Annotated in this window: 28 protein-coding genes; 16 read left to right on the top strand and 12 right to left on the bottom strand. The window is 55.9% G+C overall.

The features are described from left to right. The first annotated feature begins 187 nt into the window (after nucleotides 1–187). The 3 genes from P4L78_RS06950 (at nucleotide 188) to P4L78_RS06940 (ending at nucleotide 2740) form a co-directional block, all read left to right on the top strand. Nucleotides 188–649 (top strand): hypothetical protein, encoded by a 462-nt coding sequence (locus tag P4L78_RS06950; protein WP_309327380.1) that lies wholly within the window; start codon nucleotides 188–190, stop codon nucleotides 647–649. A gap of 492 nt (nucleotides 650–1141) precedes the next feature. After that, nucleotides 1142–1447 (top strand): DUF1272 domain-containing protein, encoded by a 306-nt coding sequence (locus tag P4L78_RS06945; RefSeq protein ID WP_309327379.1) that lies wholly within the window; start codon nucleotides 1142–1144, stop codon nucleotides 1445–1447. Nucleotides 1448–1930: 483 nt separating this feature from the next. Further along, nucleotides 1931–2740: a PEP-CTERM sorting domain-containing protein gene (locus P4L78_RS06940; protein ID WP_309327378.1), complete on the top strand. Its 810-nt coding sequence runs from the start codon at nucleotides 1931–1933 to the stop codon at nucleotides 2738–2740. Between the two features lie 218 nt (nucleotides 2741–2958). Here P4L78_RS06940 and P4L78_RS22895 read toward each other — a convergent pair whose 3' ends face one another. After that, complete coding sequence (locus P4L78_RS22895) at nucleotides 2959–3165, bottom strand: DUF1289 domain-containing protein (RefSeq protein WP_283150570.1); 207 nt, start codon at nucleotides 3163–3165, stop codon at nucleotides 2959–2961. Nucleotides 3166–3332: 167 nt separating this feature from the next. On the opposite strand from P4L78_RS22895, the gene P4L78_RS06935 reads away from it, so the two are divergent. The 4 genes from P4L78_RS06935 (at nucleotide 3333) to P4L78_RS06920 (ending at nucleotide 6903) form a co-directional block, all read left to right on the top strand. Beyond that, nucleotides 3333–4148, top strand: coding sequence for a UDP-2,3-diacylglucosamine diphosphatase (locus tag P4L78_RS06935; protein WP_283150569.1), 816 nt, complete (start codon nucleotides 3333–3335; stop codon nucleotides 4146–4148). Further along, nucleotides 4145–5203, top strand: coding sequence for a glycosyltransferase family 1 protein (locus P4L78_RS06930; RefSeq protein ID WP_283150568.1), 1059 nt, complete (start codon nucleotides 4145–4147; stop codon nucleotides 5201–5203). Before P4L78_RS06935 ends, P4L78_RS06930 begins: the two co-directional genes overlap by 4 nt. 105 nt (nucleotides 5204–5308) lie before the next feature. Beyond that, nucleotides 5309–6154, top strand: coding sequence for a zinc-dependent peptidase (locus P4L78_RS06925; RefSeq protein WP_309327377.1), 846 nt, complete (start codon nucleotides 5309–5311; stop codon nucleotides 6152–6154). Further along, complete coding sequence (locus P4L78_RS06920) at nucleotides 6151–6903, top strand: class I SAM-dependent methyltransferase (RefSeq protein ID WP_283150566.1); 753 nt, start codon at nucleotides 6151–6153, stop codon at nucleotides 6901–6903. Before P4L78_RS06925 ends, P4L78_RS06920 begins: the two co-directional genes overlap by 4 nt. A 20-nt stretch (nucleotides 6904–6923) precedes the next feature. On the opposite strand, the gene P4L78_RS06915 is transcribed toward P4L78_RS06920, so the two are convergent. Then, nucleotides 6924–7457, bottom strand: a complete 534-nt coding sequence (locus P4L78_RS06915) for a transposase (protein WP_283150565.1) — start codon at nucleotides 7455–7457, stop codon at nucleotides 6924–6926. A 348-nt stretch (nucleotides 7458–7805) separates the two neighbouring features. Here P4L78_RS06915 and P4L78_RS06910 point away from each other — a divergent pair, with 348 nt between their 5' ends. Continuing rightward, nucleotides 7806–8630 (top strand): symmetrical bis(5'-nucleosyl)-tetraphosphatase, encoded by an 825-nt coding sequence (locus P4L78_RS06910; RefSeq protein WP_309327376.1) that lies wholly within the window; start codon nucleotides 7806–7808, stop codon nucleotides 8628–8630. Between the two features lie 37 nt (nucleotides 8631–8667). Here the strand turns inward: P4L78_RS06910 and P4L78_RS06905 are convergent, their stop codons facing one another. From P4L78_RS06905 to P4L78_RS06860, 10 genes are all read right to left on the bottom strand, one after another. Continuing rightward, on the bottom strand, nucleotides 8668–9555 hold the full coding sequence (locus P4L78_RS06905) for a 1-acyl-sn-glycerol-3-phosphate acyltransferase (protein WP_283150563.1): 888 nt from the start codon (nucleotides 9553–9555) through the stop codon (nucleotides 8668–8670). A gap of 159 nt (nucleotides 9556–9714) precedes the next feature. Next, the gene (locus P4L78_RS06900) at nucleotides 9715–10467 is read right to left on the bottom strand and encodes a GNAT family N-acetyltransferase (RefSeq protein ID WP_283150562.1); all 753 of its coding nucleotides are present in this window, start codon (nucleotides 10465–10467) and stop codon (nucleotides 9715–9717) included. A gap of 92 nt (nucleotides 10468–10559) precedes the next feature. Continuing rightward, a complete protein-coding gene (locus P4L78_RS06895) occupies nucleotides 10560–10757 on the bottom strand; it encodes a DNA gyrase inhibitor YacG (protein ID WP_283150561.1) in 198 nt (65 codons plus the stop codon). Between the two features lie 42 nt (nucleotides 10758–10799). Then, nucleotides 10800–11558, bottom strand: coding sequence for a cell division protein ZapD (zapD, locus tag P4L78_RS06890; protein ID WP_283150560.1), 759 nt, complete (start codon nucleotides 11556–11558; stop codon nucleotides 10800–10802). Nucleotides 11559–11721: 163 nt separating this feature from the next. After that, nucleotides 11722–12330, bottom strand: coding sequence for a dephospho-CoA kinase (gene coaE / locus P4L78_RS06885; RefSeq protein WP_309327375.1), 609 nt, complete (start codon nucleotides 12328–12330; stop codon nucleotides 11722–11724). 25 nt (nucleotides 12331–12355) lie between these two features. Next, complete coding sequence (locus P4L78_RS06880) at nucleotides 12356–13114, bottom strand: prepilin peptidase (RefSeq protein WP_405051507.1); 759 nt, start codon at nucleotides 13112–13114, stop codon at nucleotides 12356–12358. Nucleotides 13115–13230: 116 nt separating this feature from the next. Continuing rightward, nucleotides 13231–14469 carry a type II secretion system F family protein gene (locus P4L78_RS06875; protein ID WP_283150557.1) on the bottom strand — a complete coding sequence of 413 codons (1239 nt, stop codon included), beginning with the start codon at nucleotides 14467–14469 and terminating at the stop codon, nucleotides 13231–13233. Nucleotides 14470–14533: 64 nt separating this feature from the next. Next, nucleotides 14534–16243: a type IV-A pilus assembly ATPase PilB gene (gene pilB / locus P4L78_RS06870; protein ID WP_283150556.1), complete on the bottom strand. Its 1710-nt coding sequence runs from the start codon at nucleotides 16241–16243 to the stop codon at nucleotides 14534–14536. Nucleotides 16244–16543: 300 nt separating this feature from the next. Further along, nucleotides 16544–17812 carry an HlyC/CorC family transporter gene (locus tag P4L78_RS06865; protein WP_283150555.1) on the bottom strand — a complete coding sequence of 423 codons (1269 nt, stop codon included), beginning with the start codon at nucleotides 17810–17812 and terminating at the stop codon, nucleotides 16544–16546. Nucleotides 17813–17884: 72 nt separating this feature from the next. Continuing rightward, nucleotides 17885–18691 (bottom strand): inner membrane protein YpjD, encoded by an 807-nt coding sequence (locus tag P4L78_RS06860; RefSeq protein WP_283150554.1) that lies wholly within the window; start codon nucleotides 18689–18691, stop codon nucleotides 17885–17887. Between the two features lie 81 nt (nucleotides 18692–18772). Here P4L78_RS06860 and ffh point away from each other — a divergent pair, with 81 nt between their 5' ends. From ffh to P4L78_RS06820, 8 genes are all read left to right on the top strand, one after another. Further along, the gene (ffh, locus tag P4L78_RS06855) at nucleotides 18773–20116 is read left to right on the top strand and encodes a signal recognition particle protein (RefSeq protein WP_283150553.1); all 1344 of its coding nucleotides are present in this window, start codon (nucleotides 18773–18775) and stop codon (nucleotides 20114–20116) included. A gap of 106 nt (nucleotides 20117–20222) precedes the next feature. Further along, nucleotides 20223–20474 carry a 30S ribosomal protein S16 gene (rpsP, locus tag P4L78_RS06850; RefSeq protein ID WP_283150552.1) on the top strand — a complete coding sequence of 84 codons (252 nt, stop codon included), beginning with the start codon at nucleotides 20223–20225 and terminating at the stop codon, nucleotides 20472–20474. A 10-nt stretch (nucleotides 20475–20484) separates the two neighbouring features. Further along, on the top strand, nucleotides 20485–21036 hold the full coding sequence (rimM, locus tag P4L78_RS06845) for a ribosome maturation factor RimM (protein ID WP_309327373.1): 552 nt from the start codon (nucleotides 20485–20487) through the stop codon (nucleotides 21034–21036). Between the two features lie 28 nt (nucleotides 21037–21064). Beyond that, entirely contained in the window at nucleotides 21065–21865 is an 801-nt protein-coding gene (trmD, locus tag P4L78_RS06840; protein ID WP_283151407.1) for a tRNA (guanosine(37)-N1)-methyltransferase TrmD, read from the top strand. Nucleotides 21866–21869: 4 nt separating this feature from the next. Continuing rightward, nucleotides 21870–22253, top strand: coding sequence for a 50S ribosomal protein L19 (gene rplS, locus P4L78_RS06835; protein ID WP_283150550.1), 384 nt, complete (start codon nucleotides 21870–21872; stop codon nucleotides 22251–22253). A 107-nt stretch (nucleotides 22254–22360) separates the two neighbouring features. Beyond that, nucleotides 22361–22888 (top strand): methylated-DNA--[protein]-cysteine S-methyltransferase, encoded by a 528-nt coding sequence (locus P4L78_RS06830; RefSeq protein WP_309327372.1) that lies wholly within the window; start codon nucleotides 22361–22363, stop codon nucleotides 22886–22888. A gap of 4 nt (nucleotides 22889–22892) precedes the next feature. Continuing rightward, nucleotides 22893–23804: a site-specific tyrosine recombinase XerD gene (xerD, locus tag P4L78_RS06825; RefSeq protein ID WP_309327371.1), complete on the top strand. Its 912-nt coding sequence runs from the start codon at nucleotides 22893–22895 to the stop codon at nucleotides 23802–23804. A gap of 85 nt (nucleotides 23805–23889) precedes the next feature. Beyond that, nucleotides 23890–24720 carry a mechanosensitive ion channel family protein gene (locus tag P4L78_RS06820; RefSeq protein WP_309327370.1) on the top strand — a complete coding sequence of 277 codons (831 nt, stop codon included), beginning with the start codon at nucleotides 23890–23892 and terminating at the stop codon, nucleotides 24718–24720. The last annotated feature ends 320 nt before the right edge of the window (nucleotides 24721–25040 follow it).

Below are 25040 nucleotides of genomic sequence, written 5' to 3'. Positions count from 1 at the left end.
AGCGTGTTGGGCGCTGCTTATTAGAGTAGCCAGCGGCGAAGGGCTGACTACAATGCAGGGTTGAATGCGAAGCAGTAAAGGCGGTCTGTTCAGACATAAAAAATCGGGGGCGTGACGTTTCAATTCCTTTATTGGAGGCCTCTCTATGAGCTGCCTGAGCGAAAGGATTGTCGACGCAGTTTTCTTTATGCTGAGCGGATATGCATTCGCGGATGGCATTGTCATTGAGTCGCCCCGTGAAGTGACCATTGCGAATATCGTGCCGCCGCCCGTGACGATTGCGCGGGCCAATTCGGAACCAGGCTATTTGCACCGCTCTGAATTGGAATATCGGGTGACTCAGGGCAAGCCGTTTTACGTGCAAGCTGAGAACTTCTATAACGCACAGTTCGCCCACGACTTCCCGATTGCTCCCGCAGGGAAGGCCGCGCCATCGACTGCGGCCGGGCAGCAGACTCCGAATTATTTTCATATGGGTACTTCAACGGCGCCGCAACTCATGCTTGCCCAGTCGTCGAACCCGACATCACCGTTTGGCCCACAACCGCAGCGACGACTATCGTTGATCGTTAGCGACTGGGCGTTTTCTGGTTCCGCGCGGGTCACCCACAACAAGGGTGCGACGCTGACCGTTCGGCATAGCTTTTAATCTGCGGTTTACCGTGCGACCCGATGTCCGCGACTGCCTTGGGCATGGGGTGCGGTTTCCTAATGGCGATCGAACCCATAAAGCGAGGGAGTGGCCTGCTGATCTCGAAAAGTAGCCACCTCTTTCATCCCAGGTTGGGATTTTATCGATTAAAAGACAGGTAAAAATACGGCCTTGGGTTGATGTGATCGATAGATAACTCGGCGCTAAATATCCTTTCAAGAAATATCTTGGGAATTCAAAGAACCCCTGAAAGCCAGGCTTTCAAGGGTTCTTTGCGTTCGTACACAAATGGCACGGTGGAGATCGAAGCTTGGGAGTGTTTTTGACGTTTTTGACGTTGGCCTCGGTGGAAAGGGCCGCAGAATGCCAGGTAACTCCAGTCCGACCGACGTGACCTGAATTGTCCGGGAGTGGTCTTGGGCAGGCATTGGCTGGATGACGATTTGTCCATATGGTTATGGTTCAATCAACCGAAGTGGATGATCTGCCATGCTGGAACTCAGGCCAAGTTGTGAACAATGCAATAAAGCATTGCCTGCCGATTCGCCCGAGGCGCGCATTTGCTCGTATGAGTGCACCTTTTGCGCGGATTGCGTCGAGGCGTTGCTGAATGTGTGCCCTAACTGCGGCGGGGGCTTTGTGCTTCGGCCCATTCGCCCGGCGCAGGATCGCAAGGATGGCAATTTTTTGGGGAATGATCCGGCGAGCGCTGTCGTGAGGTACAAGCCCGTTGATCTGGCGGCACATCAACGCTGGGCAGCGGCACTGAGTGTCATCGCGCCGGGGCAGCGTTAACCGTCTGGCCGCGCTAATGTCTGGCTTCGCCAGTGTTCGATAGTACTGGGCTACTCTTCTTTTGTAAGTAACTTCCAATTAGTGCTGCGGTGGCGTTTGTCAGCGGCTGAAGGGCCATTTCAGTCTTGTCTGTAGCATCCGCCTGGCAGCTATTTGTTTTTAATACGACTCGTAATGCTCTGGGCGGGATAAAGACAAGCATGTCGCATGGCCGCAGTGTGCTATTTGACTGGGTTTTGAAAATTGCTCGACACTTGGGCGGATGTATTTTTACTGCCGCGTTGGCTGCGAGTGCAGGCTCGAATCTAGCAGAGACTCTTTCGCCACGCTTATCGCGGGCGTCTGCGATTTTGTTCAGATGAAAGGCACTTGCGTAAGAATTTAACTTTCTATAAATTTAATTTTACTTACAAAATAAATAATAATTACATCGGAAAGTAAGCGATTTGAATTTAGGCAAGTAGTTTTTCCGGAGATGCAAGCATGTACAAAAATGCGGCGAAAATAGCGTTGTTGCTGGCGGGGCTGGGGGTCAGCGCGATAGCTGGGGCTTATACGGTCACGGGGACGTTGATGGCTGACTATTATTCAGACACCAATCACGACCCGGATTTTGAGGGGCACTGTTGCAGCGATGTTTTTTACAACATGGTTAACCCGACGCTCTATAACGGTCTGCCGACGTTGAACACCGCATATTCAAGCAATCCCTCAAATCCTGTGGTGCATGATATTGATGCCAATCGCAATATCAACTGGTGGGGACGAGGGAGCGACGTCAGCAACAACAGCCATTTGAGCTACGACGGCTCGGGCTACACCACGATGTTGCCGGTTGCGCTTAACGATATTTATGCGCCGCATGCTTCCGGCAGTAATGATTCTTCTGCGTTCCAGACGGCGGTCTATACCGGCTGGTTCAAAACCACAGGCACTACAGCGCTTACTTTTTCGCTGCGGGCTGATGACGACGCGTTCGTATTCCTCGATGGTCATCTTGTGCAGCAAGTAGGGGGCGTGCATCCGCTGCCGTCGTTTGCCGACCTGGCCACCGACACCGTGGGTCATGGCTGGCACGAACTGGAGATTTTCTACGCTGACAGGCATACCGTTGATGCCAGTCTGGATTTCAGTATCAACGCTTCGATTCCCAGCGTGCAGTTACTGTCAGCGGTTCCCGAGCCGGAAACCTGGGCTTTGCTGGGTCTGGGCATGATCGGGATGGGATGGCTGTCGCAGCGAAGCAAAAAGCGCGCAGACTCATCGGATGAACCGGCATTGCTGGTGTCCTGATCGCCCAGTCTTGATCTGCACACTGTGCAGCGAGCGCCTGAAAAAACCCGCGATTTGCGGGTTTTTTGTTGTTTGGACTCCGGTTGCCACTACAGCTGACAAACCTCGTCGTCACTTCATCGGGGCGATGGCCCTTGCTGCAAGGTTTGCTTCATCAAACCGTCACGCGAGAAGACTAGCGTGGGCGGTCCGGATCAAACATCGAGTGGAAACGGGCACTACTTGCGCAGCCACGGCGGCGTCAGGCCAAGTCCGGCCCAGTGGGCTTCCAGCCTTTGCCAGACGGCTTCGCGCTCCTGTGCCGTCAGCGCTACCCAGTGGGCAACCTCCTGAAAGGTTCTGCCGCAACCACGACAAACGTCGTCACCGAGCCCGGTGGAGCAAACGGCGATGCAGGGGGTGTCGGGGCGGACAGGCTGGTTCATGGTGATGCTTTGGTCAGGCAAAGGTACGGCCCTGACTATCCCTGTCGCAGTTACGGTATGTCAAGAACCTGCCGCCTGGCGCGAGTCACGCAGTCGTCATCAAAACGACGCGGCTTTGTCATGCGCGCTGGGCAAGATGCGCCAAACCAACGGCTGGAAACCTCGTCATGGCGGATCACTCCCTGAAATTCCGCAGTATCTGGATCTCCGATCTCCACCTTGGCACGTCGGGCTGCCAGGCAGATTATCTCCTCGACTTTCTCAAAAATACTGAGTCTGAATATCTCTATCTGGTCGGAGATATCGTCGATGGCTGGGCGCTCAAGCGCTCGTGGTATTGGCAACAAAGCCATAACGACGTCATCCAGAAAGTGCTGCGCAAGGCGCGCAAAGGCACTCACGTTATCTACATTCCCGGCAATCACGACGAAGGCGCCCGGCAGTTTCTGGGGCTGATGTTTGGTGATATCCGCATTGAAGATGAAGTGATCCACAAAACCGCAGACGGCCGCCAGTTGCTGGTGCTGCATGGCGACAAGTTTGACGGTGTAGTGCAGTGCGCCAAGTGGCTGGCGATTGTCGGTGACCGCTTGTATGGCGTGACGCTGAAGCTCAACTACTGGTTCAACCGCCTGCGGGCCCGCATGGGGCTGGGTTATTGGTCGCTCTCGCAATATCTCAAACACAAAGTCAAAACAGCGGTGAACTTCGTCAGCAGTTTTGAAAATGCCGTGGCGCAAGAGGCGCGCGAGCGCGGGCTGGATGGCGTGGTGTGCGGACATATCCACAAAGCCGAGATGCGCGAGATTGACGGCATTCTTTACTGCAATGACGGCGACTGGGTGGAAAGCCTGACCGCACTGGTAGAACTCCCCACCGGCGAGTTGCGCATCGTGACCTGGCAAAAGTTTTTTGACGAACAATCTGCGCAAATTAACGCGCTGACCATTCCATCCATGGGACTGCACGGAGCTGCCGCATGAATATCCTGATTGTGACCGATGCATGGGAACCGCAAGTCAACGGCGTGGTACGTACCCTCAAGCAAACTCGAGCCGAGTTGCTAAAGATGGGCCACGCGGTAGAAATGATTACCCCGCTGCAGTTCAAGACTTTTCCTTGCCCGACCTACCCGGAGATTCGTCTGTCATGGCGACCAGGTAAAAAAATTGCCGAACATATCGACCGCTTCAAGCCGGACGCCATTCACATCGCGACCGAGGGTCCGCTGGGCATGGCAACGCGGCGTTACTGCATCAAGCACAAGCTGCCGTTTACTACCGCGTATCACTCGCGGTTTCCGGAATATGTGCAACTACGCTTTGGTATTCCACTGAGCTGGACTTATGGCTTTCTGACCCGGTTTCACAATGCCGCTCACGCCGTGATGGTGCCGACCAAAGTGGTGGTGGACGATCTGGAAGCGCGCGGCTTCAAAAACGTGGTGATGTGGTCACGCGGGGTGGATCTGGACATCTTCAAACCCGGTGCCCGTGATCGCCTGCAAACCCGGCGGCCGATTTTTGTGTACGTCGGGCGCGTGGCAGTAGAAAAGAATGTAGAAGCCTTCCTGCAACTGGAGCTACCTGGCTCGCGCTGGGTTTGCGGCGATGGTCCGGCAGCGGCGTCACTCAAAGCCAAATATGGCGAGGCGCAGGGCGTGCATTGGCTAGGCGTGCTGAGTCAATCAGAACTGGCTGAGGTCTACAACGCCGCGGATGTGTTCGTATTCCCCTCAAAGACCGACACGTTTGGCCTGGTGTTGCTGGAAGCCATGGCCAGCGGTTGCCCGGTAGCAGCATATCCGGTCACGGGCCCGATTGACGTGATCGGCACGGACGGCCCGGGCGCGCTTAACGACGATTTGCAGAAAGCGTGTCTGGACGCACTGCGCGTGGACCGGGAAGCAGTACGCAAGCATGCCGAGAAATTCTCTTGGGCTGCGGCCAGTCGGCAGTTCCTGACGCATCTGCACCCATTTACCCAGTCGGCGCAGCGCGAAGTGGAGCTGGTTGCACAAGGCGCGCTCGGCAAATAAGGGGTGTTCGCCCGCGCTGGCGGGCTGAGCAAGAGGGGGCGGCTTGAAATGTGCTGACGACCCCCTCACCTGAAGAGGGTCGATCCCTCTTCGGTTCACCCCTGCATGTTTGAATTTCTGCGCACCCGTCGTCGCGAGCATTACCTGGCCGCCAATCCGATTCCGGATGCGCTGTGGTATCCCGTCCTTGCCATGCCGCTATTTCTCGGGTTGACCGAGGACGAAAAGCAGCGGCTGCGCGAACATACCGCCTGGTTCCTGCACGAGAAAACCATTACCCCGGTGCATGAGCTGGAATTGACCGAACATGCGCGGGTGTTGCTGGCGGCACAAGCCGTGCTCCCAGTCATCAACCTGGATTTCGACGCTTATGACGACTGGTCAGAAGTGGTGGTTTATCCCGGACGTTTTCTAAGTCGCGATCGCTACACCGACGCCATTGGCCTGGTGCACGAATACGAACAGCATCTGGCCGGGCAAGCGCGCCCGGAGGGGCCGGTACTGTTGTCCTGGATGGATGTGGCTGAGTCGCCCTGGCTGGATGGCTGGAACGTAGTGATCCATGAGCTGGCTCATAAACTGGATATGCGCAATGGTGAAGCCAATGGTCGGCCAGCGTTACATGCCGGTATGGATGCCGCTGAGTGGAAGGCGGCTTTTTCGGATGCGTTTTCCCATTTAAGCAAACTGGCGCACCTGGGCTTGTATAGCCCGATTGACCTGTATGCCGCCGAAAATCCGGCCGAGTGCTTTGCGGTATTTAGCGAATATTTCTTCGAAACACCGCATGCGGTATCCGAGCACTATCCTCGCGTCTATGAACAACTCAAACAGTTTTACCGGCAAGACCCGCTGCAACGCTTGCCCCGAGTGCGCTATCGCCCGGCTTTCGAGCCGTTGGCCATGGCACCGGTGATTATGCCGACGACAGCACCGGGGGCGTGGGCGTGAATATCGGGATTGTGGCAACAGAAGTGGCTGACGAACTCACGTTGCTGGCTGAGCGGTTCGGCTTGACCTTGCTGGAAAACGCACCGGAAACCGGGCATTACCTGGTCTGGCAAGATGACCGCTTGGCGCTGGCGCAGGCGGATGAAAAGGCTTTGGTGTGCGTGGATCTGGTCGATGGCGCTCAAGCGCATCGCCGTAAATTTGGCGGCGGCCGCGGGCAACCGGTGGCCAAAGCAGTGGGTCTGAAAGCGGGCAATACGCCCACGGTACTGGATGCGACGGCCGGTTTGGGGCGGGATGCCTTCGTGCTGGCTACTTTGGGGTGTGAGGTACAGATGCTGGAACGCAGCCCGGTGGCGTGCGCCTTGCTGGCCGATGGCTTGCGCCGGGCCATGATGCATGATGAAACGGCATCCATAGTCGCGCGTATGCGATTGCTGCAAAGCAATGCTCTGGAGTGGCTGGTGCAAGAGGGCAAGCCCGCAAGTTTCGATGTGGTCTATCTAGACCCGATGTTTCCCGAGCCCGATAAACGCGCGCGCGCCAAGAAAGAGATGCACGCTTTTCAGACGCTAATCGGCGGCGATACCGATGCCGATGCACTACTGGAACCCGCTCGCCGGATCGCCCGGCAACGAGTGGTCGTAAAAAGACCCCGCACAGCACCATGGCTGGCGGGGCTAAAGCCGGACTTTTGTTTTGATGGAGAAAGCACGCGGTTTGACGCGTATTTGCCGCTCAAAACTTGAGGATGTGCACGGCGACGCGCTCAAGGCGTGATGCCGCCATCCTCAATCAGCCGCTTGTATCGATATAGCGTGGCAATCGACACGCCCATGTCCCGCGCCACTTCTTTGCTATGGGTGCCGTTGCGCAGGCTTTCAGCCAGTGTGCGCACGGCCGTGGCATTGAGCTTGGGGCGGCGCCCACGTTGTTTGCCCAATGGCTTGCTGCGGGCAGGGCGCTCTGAGCGCAGTTGCTGAATCAGCAGGCTCAGCAGAATGCGCTGACCGTCCGGCGTATTGGAGCTCAGACCCAGCGAGGTGATCTCCAGCGCCGAACCACGGCGATCCAGTTGTTCCAGCAAGCACAACAATTGATAAGCGCCAAGCCCCGCGCCATCCATGTTCTGGATCACCAGGGTGTCGTGGCTGACCATGCTGGCCAGCGCCATCGAGAGTTGCCGGCGCGAATGGCTACTCTGGTCAATGAAAATAGCCTGACAACTCCAGGTTTGCATCAGGGCCTGGCGTTTTTGGTCCAGCCCATCGCGGTTTTCTTCCAACAAATACCCGATTCTCATTTTGCGTCCCCATTTGCTCCCAGTGCATGAATCCGGAGTGCGCTATCGGCAAGCGGCTAAATCCGGTACTGGTAGAGAACCGACAAGTTAACGGTCTGGCAAATTACGATCTATGAGACTTTTCTGAAATTCGCATAAGCAATGGACGCCTTTATCACAATTACGGCAAAAGACGTCGGGCAAAGATTTATTCCGTCACACGTCGGGCCGTGCGGCGGCGTTTTATGTTGCCATGCAGCGTTGCCGGGGGCTTGCGGGTATACTTTCAGGAATATTTCGCCAGAGCAAAATGCACCTGAGACGCTCGGGTCGGCTGGCTGGAAGCGGTATTTCTCGCAAAGGATCAGGATGTCGCGTTACGTAATTGGAGATGTTCAAGGCTGCTTTGACGAACTGGTCTTGTTATTGAAACAACTGGATTTTGACCCGGCAAACGATCACCTGTGGCTTGTCGGTGATTTGGTGAATCGCGGCCCGCGTTCGCTGGAAGTATTACGTTGGGTGATGGGCCAAGGCGCGGCGGTTCAGACCGTGCTTGGGAATCATGATCTGCATTTGCTGGCCGTGGCTGCAGGCGTTTCCAAACGCAAAACGGGCGATACGCTGGATGCCATTCTGGAGCATCCGCAGTGCGCGGCCTTTTGCGACTGGTTGCGCTACCAACCGTTGATGATTGATCTGGGCGACGCGGTGGTAGTGCACGCAGGCGTCTGGCCCGGCTGGAACAAAGAGAAGGCGCTCGAAGCGGCTGCAGCGGTCGAGGCGGTCTTGCGCGGCGAGCAGTGGCGGGACTTTCTGACTGAAATGTATGGCAATCAGCCCACACACTGGAGCGAGGCCAAAAGTAAAGCAGACCGTTTACGATTTACTGTAAACGCGTTTACCCGCATGCGTTTTGTCGACCAGAGTCTGAATTTGCAGTTGAAGTACAAAGGTGAACTGGACCAGGCGCCCGCCGGATTGCAGCCCTGGTTTGCCGTGGCTGGCCGCAAGAGCGTGCCACGGGTATTGTGCGGACACTGGTCCGCCTTGGGTCTACTGCAGTCGGAGTCGGTCTGGGCGACGGATACTGGGTGCATCTGGGGCGGGCAACTCACCGCGATCAACCTCGATACGGGTGTGGTAGTGCAGCAACCGGCGTTGCAAAGCTATCAAAGCATCACTCAGGAATGACCACATCAGCCGTCGGGTGAGGCCATGAGCCCGCCAGCTAAACGGCGATACGGCTCGCGTGGCAGAGCGTTTCTTCCATATCTTCAGGGTCTTGCTGTCGCGGCGTAGCCGGACTGGCCGATGCAGCGACGGTGCAAGGCGCAAACAGCGCCTCGCAGTCACCATTGCCTTCATTGAGTGCGCGATGGGCGGCGATGATGCGCGCCTCCACAAACTGCGTCAGATGGCGCCGGTCGGCATGGTCGGCTGGAAACGGTGCCAGGAAGGTGATTTCGGCATGCAAGCCACGGGCTCCCAAAATCTGCCACAGCGACTTGCCAATCGACATGTCATCTACGTAGGCCGGGGTCGGGTTGTAATTGCCATCAGCATCGGTGTAGCGCAGGTAAACCGGCTGGATGGTGGCATGGCTTTCGAGCGCCGCCTGCATCAGCGATGAGCGAAAAGGCAGAATACGCGACCCATCAGAAGTAGTGCCTTCCGGAAATACGGCGACACAATGTTCTGATTGCAGAGCCTCAATCATGGCGTTGTTCACGCGGGCAGCATCACGCTTTTTTTCACGTTCGATAAACAGCGTGCCGGTGTGATGGCACAACCGCCCAATCAGGGGCCAGCTGCGGATTTCCGACTTGGCAACGAAACGCGAAACGGTGACCGCATTCAGGATAAAGATATCCAGCCAGGAAATATGATTGGCCAGCAGCAGGTGATTAGGCGGATACAGCCCCGGTGCAATCCCCTGCACCCGCACAGTAATGCCCAGAATCTGCGCCAGTTTTTCGGACCAGCGCTGGATATAGACAATGCGCTGTTCCTGCGTAAGGCCGGGAAAACGCCAAGCACCTGCTGCAAGACCGCGCAGCAGGTGTAGGCCTAATCGGGAAAGTCGGCTGACTCGCAGCGCGGTGCGTAGAAGCGGCATGGCGATCAAGACAGTGGGGTAGCACGCCTCTCGATATTCTGAGGAAAGAACACGCCCCATCTGTTTCAATTTGATAAATGAGAACCAAGTTTAGTCGCTTGCCGCGCATGCCGAAATGGTCTTATTGCAGACTGTCTCGCATGGGCGACTAATAACCAACTAGCGCATGAAGTGCTTGGCGTAACGCTGGTCAACCTGGTGCATGGACAGCAGCAAGAACAGATCGGCGGTGTTGAAGTCCGGGTCCCAGGCAGGCGTGCCGCACAACTGTGCACCAGCGCGCAGATAGCCTTTGATCAGGGCCGGAATCTCGACATCCAGCTTCTGGTTGAGGGCGGGCAAGGGCAATGGGCAGCGTGGGAAAACCCGCCATTCCACCGGCCCCATGGCGGTGTCTGCCAGCTTGCGATAGATACTGGCCGCGGTATGCCCGCCATCCGCCAACGAGACGCTGGCACAGCCGACCAGGTAGCGGTAATTGCGCTCACGCATGTAGCTGGCCAGACCATGCCACAGCAGGGTAATGGTGGCGCCGGTGCGGTAATCCGGGTGCACGCAGGAGCGGCCGATCTCTACAATCTGCGAGCGGATATGGCCCAGTCGGGTCAAATCGAATTCGGTGTCGGAGTAATAGCTGCCCAGCTTGCGGGCTTGATGCGGCGGGAGAATGCGGTAAGTGCCGACGACTTCGCCGGTGTCGTCATCCTGCACCAGCAAGTGGTCGCAATATGGATCGAACAGATCCTGGTCCAGACCGGCTTCACGAGCGTGGATGCGAGCGCCCATTTCTTCGGCAAAAATGCGGTAGCGCAATGCTTGCGCGGCGCGGACCGCGCCTTCGTGATTCGCCAGCGTAACCGACAGGCGACGTTTCTGTTTTGTGGGTGCGGCGTTCTGAGTCTGGAGCATCATTTCCCTCCTGTAGGTATGGAGAGAAATTAAGCGGAGCGCATGACCACGCAATGACGATTTATTGAAGAAACAGTGACGGGACTGCGACGAAACTATGACAGTCGGGGCGGTGTCTGTTCGTCCAGGTCATCAGATTCGACTGGCACGCGATAGCTTTCCGATGCCCATTGCCCAAGGTCAATCAAGCGGCAACGCTCGGAACAGAACGGCCGGAACGGATTTTCGGGCGAGTACGCGCTTTGCTTTTTGCAGCAAGGGCAGGTGACAAAGCGGGAGGTGGATTGCGTCATGAGTGTTTCAGATCTTTCGCGATTGTGTGGCGAACGTGTGAATTACAGATTGCAGTAACCCAGCGCGAATTCAATATCGGCCTCGACCAGTTTGGTGCGCTCGCCTGAGGTTGATGGCTGAATGAAGCGAACGTTGATGGCGTAGCGATTGGCCGACAGTTCTGGTACCACCGGTAAGTCCGTTGGCAAGGTGACGCGCAGCATCTGGATCGTCTTGCCCCCCGACATTTGCTGGAAAGCCCCTTGGCGCGCGGTAAAATGCGACACCTTGGCCGAATCGCGTAACAGGCGCAGCACAATCTGGATGCCGTTACGAATCGGCATCAGTGGCGACAACCAGCGCTCCAGGTCTGCCTGGCGCCGCTCAGGTGCCAGCTGGCGCCAGTAGTGGTACGACGGCAGATCAAACTCACAGGCACCACCAGGAATCGCCAGGCGCTGTTTGATAGCCATTAGCCACTCGTTCTCACGCAAATACTGGCCGACCTTGCCGGTCATTTGCAGTAACTGGCCATGCGTGTCTTCGATATCCGAGAGCACGCGCTCCAGCGCTTCTTCCGAGATATGCGGGTTATGGCGCAACGCTGACAGGGATTGACGCTGGCGTTCCAGTTCTTGCAACAAGTCGGATTTGAGATCCGCCCGACTCGCTACTTCCATAATCTCAAACAAGCCGATCAACGCTGTGTGATGGTCGAGTGAATGCTCCCGAGCGGCCAGCGTGGTGGTTCGGTCGTAGATGTCTTCTAGACGCAGCAGCGTGCGGATCCGCTCGTTGATGGGAAATTCGTAGCTAATCACGGTGTGCCGGGCTGTTGGGGGAGGGCAAAGATACACAATTCTGCAGCAACCGTAGACGTTTGAAAACCCGTCTGTAAGTTTGCATGTGTCAATTTCACAGGAATTGGGCTTAACTCAATTCGTGTCTTGTAACAATACGCGAAAAATGGGTGTAGCGCGGGGATTATGCCGATTTTGTCAGCTTTATAAAGGTCCGGTGAAGCGTAGCAACCTGGTCGGCAAGCTCTTCGTGGCTGCCGTCATTGCGGATGACCTCATCGGCCAGAGCCAGCCTTTGCTCTCTGGAAAATTGCGCAGCCAGCAATTGGTCGATAGCTTGCGTGGTCAAGCCCGCGCGCTGGGCAAGGCGAGTCCGCTGACGCTCAACCGTGCAATCCACAGTGACAGTACGGGAGACTAAAGGCAAAAAGCGCCCAGACTCGAACAGCAAGGGCACTACAACCAAGGCGTAATGGTGCGTTGCGGTGAGCGTTTGCAGCTGTTCTTTAGCCAATTGCAAAATTCTGGGATGAAAAACGGCCTCAAGTCGCCCCCGCGCCGATACATCCGACAAGACCAGCTCCCGCATGCGCGGACGATCCATGCTGCCATCTTGCGCAATGAACTTATCGCCGAAAACGGTGCGGATTTCATCCAGTGCGGCTGACGGCGGGCGGGATAGCTGATGGGCAATCACATCCGTATCGACAATGCCGGCACCATGCTCGGCAAATAGATCTGCCACCGTTGATTTGCCGCTGCCTGCTCCGCCAGTCAGACCGATTACCAGCATATCCCGCCTCGTTTGTTCTGGGGTTTTACAAGCCACCAAAGAGCAGGCTTTGCAGCTGAGGTCCCCACAACAAGGTGGCGAAACCGGCGACCGCCAGATAGGGGCCGAATGGCATAGGCTTGCCAAAGCCGCGTTTGGCCGCCACGGTCATGATGATACCCAACACCGCGCCAGCAACTGAAGACAGCAAGACGATGATGGGCAGGCTTTGCCAGCCAAACCAGGCGCCCAGCGCAGCGAGCAGTTTAAAGTCGCCGTAGCCCATCCCTTCCTTGCCGGTGGCCAGTTTGAATAACCAGAACACACACCACAGCGCCAGATAACCGGCAGCTGCGCCGATCACGGCAGATTGCAGCGAGACAAAGCCATGATCGATATTGAATAGCAGACCGATCCATAGTAGCGGGAGCGTAATGGAGTCAGGCAACAAATACGTGTCTGCGTCAATAAAGAACAGCGCAATCAGGGCCCAAGTCAGCACAATGGCGGCCAGTGCCTCACCTGAAAAACCGTAATGTGCCCCGACCCAGGCTGTTAGCAGGCCTGTCAGTAGCTCCACGGCCGGATAGCGGATGCTGATTGGGGCTCGACAGCCCTTGCATTTACCGCGCAAGGCCAGCCAGCTAAGCAGAGGGATGTTCTCCAGCGCGCTAATCTGATGTCCACACGATGGGCAAGCCGAACGCGGCACCACCAGATTGTAACGGCTCGCTGGCGCGGGTAATGGTGCATCAACTGGAAGATCAATGACGGCGCATTCCTGGCGAAATTGGGCTTCGATCATGCGTGGCAGTCGATGAATCACCACGTTGAGAAAACTGCCGACCAAAAGGCCTAGAACTAAACAAAACCCGCTGAAAAGCAGCGGGTTTTGTGTGAACAACCAAGCAAATTCCTGCATTAACCGACCGCCTGACCCATTTTGAAAATTGGCAGATACATGGCGATCACCAAACCGCCAATCAAGGTGCCCAAGACCACCATGATGATAGGTTCCATCAGGCTGGACAAGGCTTCTACCGCATTATCCACTTCTTCTTCGTAGTAGTCGGCGACCTTGCTGAGCATGGCGTCCAGCGAGCCGGACTCTTCGCCAATCGAAGTCATTTGCAAAACCATGTTGGGAAACACATTTACGTTCTGCATCGCCGTGGTCAGACTGGTCCCGGTGGAAACTTCGGTCTGGATTTTGCGAGTGGCAATCTTGTACAGATGATTGCCGGCGGCGCCACCCACAGATTCGAGCGACTCAACCAGCGGCACACCCGCAGCAAACATGGTGGACAACGTCCGGCTCCAGCGGGCCAGAATCGAGTTCTTCATGATGTCGCCCAGCACCGGCAGCTTGAGCAACCAGCGATCCATTACGATCTGCATGGCCTCGGAACGTCGCCATGCTTTCATGAAGAAATAGAAACCGCCAAAAATGCCGCCAAAGATTAACCACCAGTAATGCACAAAGTAGTCGGAGATGGCCATCACCAGCAGCGTTGGGCCTGGCAAATCGGCGCCGAAGCTGGAGAACAAATCTTTAAAGGCTGGAATCACGAAGATCATGATGACGGCGGTGATGACAAACGCCGCCACAATCACGGCCGTTGGGTAAAACATGGCCGACTTGATCTTCTTTTTAACACCCAGCATCTTTTCTTTGTAAGTTGCCAGACGTGCCAGCAGCGTATCCAGAATACCGGCTTGCTCACCGGCCTGGATCAAGTTGCAATACAGCGCGTCGAAATATTTGGGGTGCTTGCGGAACGCCTGGGTCATGGAAAACCCGCTCTCGATATCCGATTTGATTTCCATCAGCAGCTTGGTCACCGATGGATTGCTATGACCCTTGGCCACAATATCGAACGACAGCAACAACGGCACGCCCGACTTGAGCATGGTGGAAAGCTGCCGGGTAAACATGGTGATATCTTCGTCGGTAATGCGTTTGCCGCCGCTGACGCGCTGACGCTTCACCCGGATAACGTTGATACCTTGCCGCCGCAAATGGGTTTTGATCACGGCTTCGCCGCTGGCCCGGCTTTCGCCTTTGACGATCTTGCCGTTGCGATCCTTGCCTTCCCAACTGTAGGTATATTCCTTGACCTTCAGCGTCTGCTTGGCTGGCCTGGCTGTTGTTGTCGCCATTTACTGGTTCCCTTTCCTGCTTGGGGCGGTTGTATGCCCGTTTGATGAGTTTGCAGAGCAATGATTATTCATTGGTAATTGCCATGACTTCTTCTAGCGAAGTCACTCCCAGCTTGACCTTGATCAGCCCGGACAAACGCAAATCGCGCACACCTTCGCGCCTGGCCTGATCGGCAATATCGATGGCGGTGCCGTTTTTCATGATGATACGGTTCATTTCGTCAGAAATCGGCATGACCTGATAAATGCCCACCCGGCCCTTATAGCCGGTACCTTTACAGTGATCACAGCCCACCGGGCGATAAGGTGTCCAGCTGCCATCCAGGTCGGCTTCAGTAAAACCGGCATCCAGCAATGCCTCGTGCGGGATGTCCATTGGTACCTTGCATTGCGAACACAAACGCCGGCCCAAACGCTGCGCCGTGATCAAAATGACCGACGAGGCGACGTTAAATGGTGCGACACCCATATTCAACAAACGGGTGAGCGTGCTCGGCGCGTCGTTGGTGTGCAGGGTAGAGAACACCATGTGACCCGTCTGCGCCGCCTTGATCGCAATGTCGGCGGTTTCCAGGTCACGGATTTCGCCGACCATGATCACGTCCGGATCTTGCCGCAAGAAGGCCTTGAGCGCGACGGAGAACGTCAGCCCGGCTTTTTCATTGACGTTCACCTGATTCACGCCGGGCAAGTTGATTTCGGCCGGGTCTTCCGCCGTCGAAATGTTGGTGCCCGGCACATTCAGAATATTCAAACAGGTGTACAACGACACCGTTTTGCCGGAGCCCGTTGGGCCGGTCACCAGCACCATGCCGTAAGGCCGGTTGATGGCACGCATCAGATATTCTTTCTGATCCGGGTCGTAGCCGAGCGCGTCGATGCCGAGCGTGGCTGATGACGGGTCCAGAATCCGGATACAAATCTTTTCGCCGTGCAAAGTCGGCAGCGTGGAGACCCGGAAATCAATGGCACGGGTGCGCGATAGCACCAGTTTCATCCGACCATCTTGCGGCACGCGTTTTTCCGAGATATCCAGCTTGGAGATCACCTTGATCCGCGAAGCGATTTTTTCTTTGATGGCCAGCGGGGGCTGCGCCACCTCGCGCAAAATACCGTCTTGGCGATAGCGGATGCGGTAGAACTTTTCGTATGGCTCGAAGTGGATATCCGAAGCCTCGGCTTTGATCGCATCCAGCAGGATTTTCTGGATATATTTCACCACCGGCGCATCGTCAACATCGACCGATGCGACTTCTGGCTTGTTCTCTTCTTCACCGCCGCTTAATTCAAGTTCGGCGTCATTGACTTGCAGGTCTTTAATGGAAGCGCCCGAGGCCTCAATCAGCTTGAACAGCAAGGCCAGCAATTTGGCATCTTCGACCACGATGGGTTCGATTTGCTGGCCGGTCTGAAAGCGCACTTCTTCCAGCGCCTGCATGTTGGTGATGTCAGAAATGCCGATAAACAGCCGCGTGCCGCGCTTGAATAGCGGCACCAACCGCTGCGCTTGCATCAGTTTCGGATCAAGCACCCCTTGTGGAATATAACTGTCGTCAATCTGGTCCAGATCCAGTAATGGATAACCAAAGGCCTGCGAGCTGAACTCGGCAATTTCTTTGCCCGTCATCTTTTTGCTCTGGATGAGCTGTTCGATGAACGAGTTTTTGCCTTCACCTGGCGTCTGGTGAATGGCTTCGATATCGGATTCGGCCAAGCGCCCGTGCTGAACCAGCAGGCGTGCCAAGCCGGAAATAGGGGCTGAAGTTGTGGACATAGGCGTCGTATTCAGTTTCGAGCAGATTCAATCAAGCCGGCATGTGCTCTGGTCCATGGGGACAACCCGGTTAATCCGCGAATCTTTTGAATCCCGAATCACCACAAAGCGCATAACGGTACGGCTGCGGCAGAACCATGCAAGGGATACCGCGTTATCTGCCCGAGCATTTTAAGAATTGGTCTAATAGCTCAGTCTAACAAAGGCCACACCGTATTGTGCGTATTCTGCGAGTCATAGCAAGCTACCGGCGCGCGGCGCTGAACGGTGTCGCGCTTTTGGCACATTTATGCGTATTGGCTACCGGGGTTCAGGCTGCGGATAAAGGCGGATCATCTTGATGCTGCGATCCTGGGTTTGCATGATTTCCAGGCGCTCGCCAGCAATGGTCAGGCAAGTGCCCGCATCCGGAATGTCTTCAAAGTATTCCAGCACCAGGCCGTTGAGCGTTTTCGGGCCATCCAGTGGAAAATTGCGTTTGAGCTTGCGATTGAGTTCGCGCAGGCTCATGGAGCCATCCAGCAAATAGCTGCCGTCGGACTGTTTTTCCAGGCGCGAGCCGGTGCCGGGTGCGTTGGTGGTGAATTCGCCAATGATCTGTTCGAGGATATCTTCCAGCGTCACCAGCCCACGCAACTCGCCATACTCGTCGACCACCAGCCCAATGCGCCGCCGGTTTTCCTGAAAATTCTGCAACTGGGTAAATAGTGGTGTGCCGGAAGGAATGAAATACGGCGGGCGGATCAGCGCGCGCAGGGTGTCCCCGGTGACTTCATCTTCGTGCAATGACAGGGCTTTGCGTGTGTGCAATATGCCGACCATATTGTCCGCATTGCCTTCATACACCGGCAAGCGAGTGTGATGGCAAGTATAGAGTTGATGGCTCAGTTCTTCGTGCGGCGCTTCCAGATCAAGCGCCTCAATCTGATGGCGCGGAGTCATTACGTCATCGACGGTAATGTTGGCCAGTTCAAACAGATTCACCAGAATGGTGTGATGCTTCTTTTCCATGAAGCGGCCAGATTCGAGCACCAATAAACGCAATTCCTCCGGGCTCAAGCTGGTGTGGTCCTGCTTCTTGCCGGACAACTGAAACAAGCGCAGCAGCGCGTGCACAAACAGGTTGATGAACCAGACTGCCGGGTAAAACACCTTCAACAACAAGGTAAGCGGGAAACTCGCCAGAACAGCGGTTTTTTCCGGATGCGTTGCGGCGATTACCTTGGGGGTGGCTTCTGAGAAAACCAGAATGGCAAAGGCAACCAGCAGCGTGGCAATGCCGAGCGCGTAATGCGTGCCAGCGAACAAGCGCGTGGTAATCAGCGTGGCCAAGGTCGCTGTGGCGGTATTGATCAGCGTATTGCCCAACAGAATCACACCCAGCAAACGGTCAGTGTGATCAAGCAGCTTGCGTGTGAGGATGGCGCCTTGATGGCCTTGCTGGGCACGGGCTTTGAGGCGGAAACGATTGACCGCCATCATGGCGGTTTCCGAGGCGGAAAAAAAAGCGGAACTGAAAAGGCAGATGATCAGGGCAGCGATCAGTCCACCTATGGGGATGTCGTCCAAAGCGGCATTCCGGAGTGGCAATGGCGTGGATTATAGCAGCGCCAGGCTCGCTTTAATTCAATAACCTGGGCTTTAGCCTGGGCGGTGCAGCAAGACATCCAGTACAAAGCGGCTGCCGATATAGCCCAGAATCAGCAAGCAGAAGCCGGTGGTTGCCCACAGTGTGGCAACACGACCACGCCACCCACGTAATTTACGACCCACCAGCAACAGTCCATAAACCACCCACGCGGCTACCGACAACACAATCTTGTGATTGAACTCCAGCGCTTTGCCAAAGATTTCTTCGCTGAAAGTCACACCGGTAATCAGTGCAATAGTCAGCAACAAGAAGCCGGTGGTAATGCAGGCAAAGAGCAGTTTTTCCAGCGCCAGTAGCGGCGGCAACTTCTGGACCAGCAAATTGGCCGAGGCGTGATGCAGCCGTTTATCTGCCAGCCGCATCAAGATGGCGACGCCAGTGGCGTTGGTAAACAAGCCGTACGCCAGCATCGCGGCCATAAAGTGCAGGCGGGAAATGCCGTTCTGGGTGTAGGTCAAAACGTGACCCGGAGGTAGCAGCAGACTTGCGCCCAGTAATAACACGGTCATGCCCATAACGGGCGGCTGCAAACCTTCCAGCGGGAAGGCCAGATGACCGACCAGATAGGTGATCAAAGCCAGCCAGGCCACAATCGACAGTGCCTCTGATGCGCCGAAATGCAACGGTGGCGCGGCCAGTGAGGGCCACAACGCCAGGCCATGAACTGCCAGTGCCAGGAGCAAGAGTGCGTGTTCGATGCCCGGGTGAATGGTGCCGCGACCAGCTAGCCGGGTGCGGCAAAAATGCCACCCAAGAGCCAGATAAATGAACAAAGCGATCAACGCGAGCCAGGACACGGATATCAAATCAGTTAGAATCGGGGGATTGATTAGTCTAACAGAGCCGGCTTGGCCGTCGAGCCTGCAAGGAAAGAATTTATGCTGGATAACCTCTCCAACCGCCTGAGCGGGGTTGTTAAAACCCTGCGCGGTCAGTCCCGCCTGACTGAAACCAATATCCAGGATGCCCTGCGCGAAGTGCGCATGGCGCTGCTAGAAGCCGATGTGGCCTTGTCGGTGGTTAAGCAATTTATCGCCGATGTGAAAGAGCGCGGGCTGGGGCAGGACGTCATTGGCAGCCTGACGCCGGGTCAGGCATTCATTGGCGTAGTGTATGAAGAACTGACCAAGCTGATGGGCGCGCAGAACGATGCGCTCAATCTGGCTGCGGTGCCGCCCGCTGTGGTGTTGATGGCGGGCTTGCAAGGCGCGGGTAAAACGACCACCTCTGGCAAGCTGGCCAAACGGCTGAAAGAAGAACACAAGAAAAAAGTCTTGCTGGTGTCCACCGACGTGTATCGCCCGGCGGCGATTGAGCAGTTGAAAACGCTGGCGGCACAAATCGAGGTGGAGTGGTTTCCGTCTGATGTGGCGCAAAAACCGGTCGACATTGCCCTTGCTGCACACGATTACGCCAAGAAGCATTTTCACGATGTACTGATCGTCGATACGGCGGGCCGTCTGGCGATTGATGAAGCCATGATGGCCGAGATCAAAGAACTGCACGCCTCGGTGAATCCGGTCGAAACGCTGTTCGTAGTCGACGCCATGCAGGGCCAGGATGCGGTCAACACGGCCCGTGCGTTTAATGAAACGCTGCCGTTGACGGGTGTGATTCTGACCAAGCTCGATGGCGATTCGCGCGGCGGTGCGGCGTTGTCGGTGCGCCAGGTTACCGGTAAACCGATCAAGTTTATCGGTGTCGGTGAAAAGCTAACCGGTCTGGAACCGTTCTACCCGGATCGTATGGCCAGCCGCGTGCTGGGCATGGGCGATGTGCTGTCGCTGATCGAAGACGTGCAGAAAAACGTCAACGAAGCTGAAGCGCTGCAGATGATGAAAAAGGTCAAATCCGGCAAGGGTTTTGACCTGGAAGATTTCAAATCGCAGATCGGCCAGATGAAAAAAATGGGTGGCATGGGTGCTTTGCTGGACAAATTGCCAGGCCAGGTCAGCCAGATGGCAAATAGCCAGGTGACCGACAAATCCGTAGCGCGCATCGAGGGCATTATCAATTCGATGACCCCACTGGAAAGACGCAAGCCGGAATTGATCAAAGCCAGCCGCAAACGCCGTATTGCGGCGGGTGCAGGCGTGAGCGTGCAAGAAGTAAACCGTCTTTTGAAGCAATTTGAAGAGACGCAAAAAATGATGAAGCAGTTCTCCAAAGGCGGCATGATGAAGATGATGCGCGGCATGAAAGGCATGCTGCCGGGGATGTAAATCGTTGGTCCGGGCGCAGGCTTTCGAGCTAAACACTTGTATTGCTTTGCGCTTTTCACATACAATCGCTGGTTTCGCGTAAACCGATTTCTACTGGGTATCAATCATGGTTGTGATTCGTCTGTCCCGCGGCGGCGCCAAAAACCGTCCGTTCTACAATGTTGTTGTTACTGATTCGCGCAATCGCCGCGATGGCCGCTTCATCGAGCGCGTGGGTTTCTATGACCCGTCCGCCGGCGAAGGCCAGGAACCAGTTCGTTTCGCGCTTGATCGCGTGAACCACTGGGTTGGCGTTGGCGCGCAAGTGAGCGACACCGTTGCTCGCCTGCTGAAGGGCTACAAGCCAGCTGCTGCATAAGCAGTTGATCGTGGCTAGCAATAAACCGACAGCCCCGCAAACGCAATCTGTTGCGACCGTTCCAGAAGATCTGGTCTCAATGGGTTATATCAGCGGGGCTTTTGGCATTCGTGGCGGCATTAATGTCGTTGCGGATACCGAACATCCCGACAGCTTGCTCGACTACAAAACATGGTGGATCGGGCGAGACGGTCAATGGCGCGCCTACACACTGGTAGAAGCCGCAGTACAGCCGAAAAAGCTGTCTGTGACGCTGGCCGGTGTGGATGATCGTGACAAGGCATTTGCCCTCAAAGGCTGCCAGGTCGCGGTGCCGCGTAGCCTGATGCCGCAAGCTGGCGCTGATGAATATTACTGGGCTGACCTGGTCGGCCTGGCAGTAGTCAACGCTCAGGGTGAACACCTTGGTGTGGTCGAGAAGTTATTCGAGACCGGTGCCAATGATGTGATCGTAGCCAAAGACGGCGATGTCGAGCGCCTGCTGCCCTTTGTCGGGCATGTGGTGCTCAAGGTCGATCTGGCAGCAAGGATCATCACGGTGGACTGGGGCCTTGACTACTGAGGCTGTAGTACCGGAAGCAGTGGTCAAAATGCGTTTCGACGCCATTACGCTGTTTCCCGAAATGTTCGAAGCGATCACGCGTTACGGGATTACCCAGCGCGCGGTTGACCAGGGCATTATCGATTTTGCAGGGTGGAATCCACGTGATTTCACGCATGATAACTATCGCCGGGTAGACGACCGCCCTTATGGCGGTGGTCCAGGCATGGTGATGCTGCCGCAACCGCTGGAAGACGCCATCGCGTCGGCCAAGGCGCGGCAAGCGCAGTTCGGCATTACGCCGAAAGTGGTTTATCTGTCACCGCAAGGTGCACCGTTAACCCATGCAAAAGTGCTGGAGCTGGTGAATGAGCCCGGTCTGATTCTTTTGTGTGGCCGTTATGAAGGGGTCGACGAGCGCGTGTTGCAACGCCAGGTCGATCTGGAAATTTCGGTCGGTGACTATGTCTTGTCTGGCGGAGAATTGCCCGCCATGGTGCTGATGGATGCGCTGGCAAGACACTTGCCCGGCGTGTTGAACACGGCGGCGAGTGCTGTCGAAGATTCGTTTGTGGATGGGTTGCTGGATTGCCCGCATTACACCCGTCCCGAAGATTACCGCGGTATGGCGGTTCCGGAAGTTCTGCTTTCGGGAAATCATGCCAACATACGTCGCTGGCGTTTGAAGCAGTCGCTGGGCCGCACCTGGTTGCGTCGTCCGGATCTGTTGCAAGGTCGTCAGCTTTCAAAAGAAGAAACTCGTCTTCTGGCCGAATTCAAGGCGGAGCACACGGCAAATGTCGGCTCTCTCCCTCGTGGGGAAGAAGGAACAAGTTTCGTAAAGGAGTAAGGTCATGAACCTGATTCAAAAGCTCGAACAAGAAGAAATCGCCCGTCTGGGTAAAACCCTGCCGGAATTTGCACCTGGCGATACCGTCGTGGTGCAAGTGAAGGTTAAGGAAGGCAACCGTGAACGTCTGCAAGCGTTTGAAGGCGTTGTGATTGCCAAGCGCAATCGCGGCCTGAACAGCGCGTTCATCGTGCGCAAGATTTCCGCTGGTACTGGTGTTGAGCGTTCTTTCCAGACTTACTCGCCGCTGGTTGCTTCCGTTGAAGTGAAGCGCCGTGGTGATGTGCGTCGCGCCAAGCTGTACTACCTCCGCGATCGTTCGGGCAAGTCCGCACGTATCAAGGAAAAGCTGCCAGCACGCAAGATCAAGGAAACCGCTGCACAATAATTTGTGCCGATTTTCTGAAAACGCGAAGCCCACGTGCTTCGCGTTTTTTTTCGTCTTGGGTTTGCCAATCCTGGTTAGGATGTCTCTTTGCACCAGAGGAAATCGTCATGGCTGAGCACGACGCGGCCACTGCAACCGCATATCCCGAATACCAGTCCGTCATAATTACCCCAGTTGGCAAAGTGGGGCTGATTGCGCAGGCTGAGGTGTTGGTCAAAGTGGATTTTCTGCCAGAGACTGAACCGTTGCGGCCGCTTTCCAGTGCCATCTTGCGCGAAACCGCCCGACAGATTGCGGCCTATTTTGCTGAGCCAGATTTTCGTTTTGATTTGCCAACCCAACTTGAGGGTTCAGTGCATCAACTCGCGGTATGGCAGCAGATATCTGAAATCGCTTGTGGCGACGTCACCACTTATTCAGAAATTGCTCGCCGTATTGGCTCGGTACCGCGCGCGGTCGGTGGCGCATGCGGGCAAAACCCTTTGCCGATTCTGATTCCGTGTCATCGGGTCGTGGCCACTACCGGCATTGGCGGTTTTAATGCCCATCGTAATGGCCGGGATTGGGTGCCGATCAAACGCTGGTTGCTGGCGCACGAAAGTCAGGATCTGTTTTCAAATCTGAGCAGGCTGTAAACGCATGGCATTGGCCGCAAACCCGCAGCATCAACAATGGATAGACCAGTTCATCGATAACATCTGGCTAGCCGATGGTCTGGCGCAGAACACGGCAGAAAGCTATCGCCGCGATCTGGTGATCTGGGCGGTCTGGCTGCAAGAGCAGCACAAGACCATGCAAACTGCGCAGCGCGACGACGTGCAAGCCTTTCTGGCCGCCCAGTCGCGCGAGGTGAAAGCGGCAACGATGGCGCGGCGCATGGCCAGCTTGCGCAAGTTCTATCAGCACTGGCTCAACAATGCCCAAATCCAGCACGACCCAACGCTGACTTTGGTGACTCCCAAACGCGTACGGCCATTACCCAAAGAACTTTCTGAAGCGCAGGTAGAGAGTTTGCTGGCCGCGCCGGACGTGGAAACCGAGGCTGGTGTGCGTGACCGGGCGATGCTGGAAGTCATGTACGCCACCGGCCTGCGCGTCTCCGAACTCATCGGGCTGGATCGCGCCATGCTGCATTTAACCGAAGGGTATCTGCAGGTGGTGGGCGGGAAGGGCGGCAAGCAGCGGTTGGTGCCTTTGGGCGAAGAGGCGCGGCACTGGCTGGAGCAATACATCAGCAAGGCGCGCCCACTATTGCTGGCTGGCAAAAGCCAGGGGTTGATCTTTGTAAACCAGCGCGGTGAACCGCTGACCCGGCAAGGTGCGTGGTTCATCATCAAAGGTTACGCTGCCCAAGCTGGTATTGATGCTTCGCGCTTGTCTCCGCACGTCATGCGTCATGCCTTTGCCACACACTTGCTCAACCATGGCGCCGACCTGCGCATGGTACAGGTGCTGCTAGGGCATTCCGATATTGCTACTACCCAGATCTACACCCACGTCGCCACCGCACGCTTGCAGGCACTGCATAAACTGAGCCATCCCCGTGGATGACAGATGAATTTTTCCGATTTTGTGCCAGGCTGATTGAGGTTCAATTTATTTAATAACACTGGCTTTGGAAATCGGAGATTCAACTATGGATTTGAGTTCTGCTGACGTCGTGCACTACCGCGATTTGGCGATCGGCATTCTGACTGAGTTCGGAATCAAGATCATCGCGGCAATTATTTTCTGGGTGCTCGGGCGTTGGCTGATTGGTGTTGCAGTGCGAATGGTAGAAAAATCGCTGATGCGGCAGAAACTCGACGCAACAGTATTGCGCTACATTGGCTCGGTAATCACCGTTACGCTGAATGTACTGCTAGTGATCGGCATCCTTGGTTATTTCGGCGTGCAGACCACTACCTTTGCGGCGCTGATTGCGGCAGGCGGGGTGGCGATCGGGCTGGCCTGGTCGGGCTTGCTGGCCAACTTTGCTGCAGGTGCATTCATTATTGTGTTGCGCCCGTTCAAGGTCGGGGACTTTGTCAGCGTCGCGGGCACAGTGGGTACGATCAAGGAAATCGGCCTGTTTGTTACCGGTATCAATACGCCCGACAACGTGCTGACCCTGATTGGTAACAACAAGATTTTTGGTGATGTTATCCAGAACTTCACTGCCAACCCGTATCGGCGGGTGGAGTTGAAAGCGCAACTGGCCGGCTCTACTGACCATCGTTCCGCTATTGCCTTGCTCAAGGAAAAGATCGCGGCGATTCCCAATGTGCTGGCAGAGCCCGCGGTGGATGTTGAGATTCTCGAATTCAACCTGGTGGGGCCAGTGCTGGCGGTGCGTCCGTATTGCCACAACGACAATTACTGGCAGGTGTATTTCGACACCAACAAAACCATCCGCGAAAGCTTTGGCGAAGCGGGTTTTGCCTCACCAATGCCAGCGCAAGCGGTGATAGTGCAGCAGCACGCCTGATCAGCTTGATCAGGGCTGGCATCACAAAAAGCAGCATAAAGGCAACGCGGTAGGGGATGAGCCGCGTCCTTTGTGCTTTCTGCTGATTCATTGCCGCATTCCTGCCGGACGCCCCTGACTGGAGCAGATGTCCATTACGGCGGGAGTTGAAGTAAAAAAAGAGTCGTAGCGACGGTCTTGCCACGCGAGGGCAGGGCCATTGCCTTTATCCATTGGGGATGCGACCAGCGCCATATCAGACAGGTGTTGTAATCCGGTTTGATCTCAGCCACCAAACGTGTGGCGGAGCGGCTTCACCACCTCGCGACGCATGCAGTGAA

Origin of the sequence: Silvimonas sp. (assembly GCF_031291215.1) — a bacterium.
In the GTDB taxonomy this organism is placed as follows: Bacteria; Pseudomonadota; Gammaproteobacteria; order Burkholderiales; family Chitinibacteraceae; genus Silvimonas; species Silvimonas soli.
Note: the sequence above shows the minus strand (reverse complement) of the source record. Positions and strands in the feature narration are given on the sequence as shown.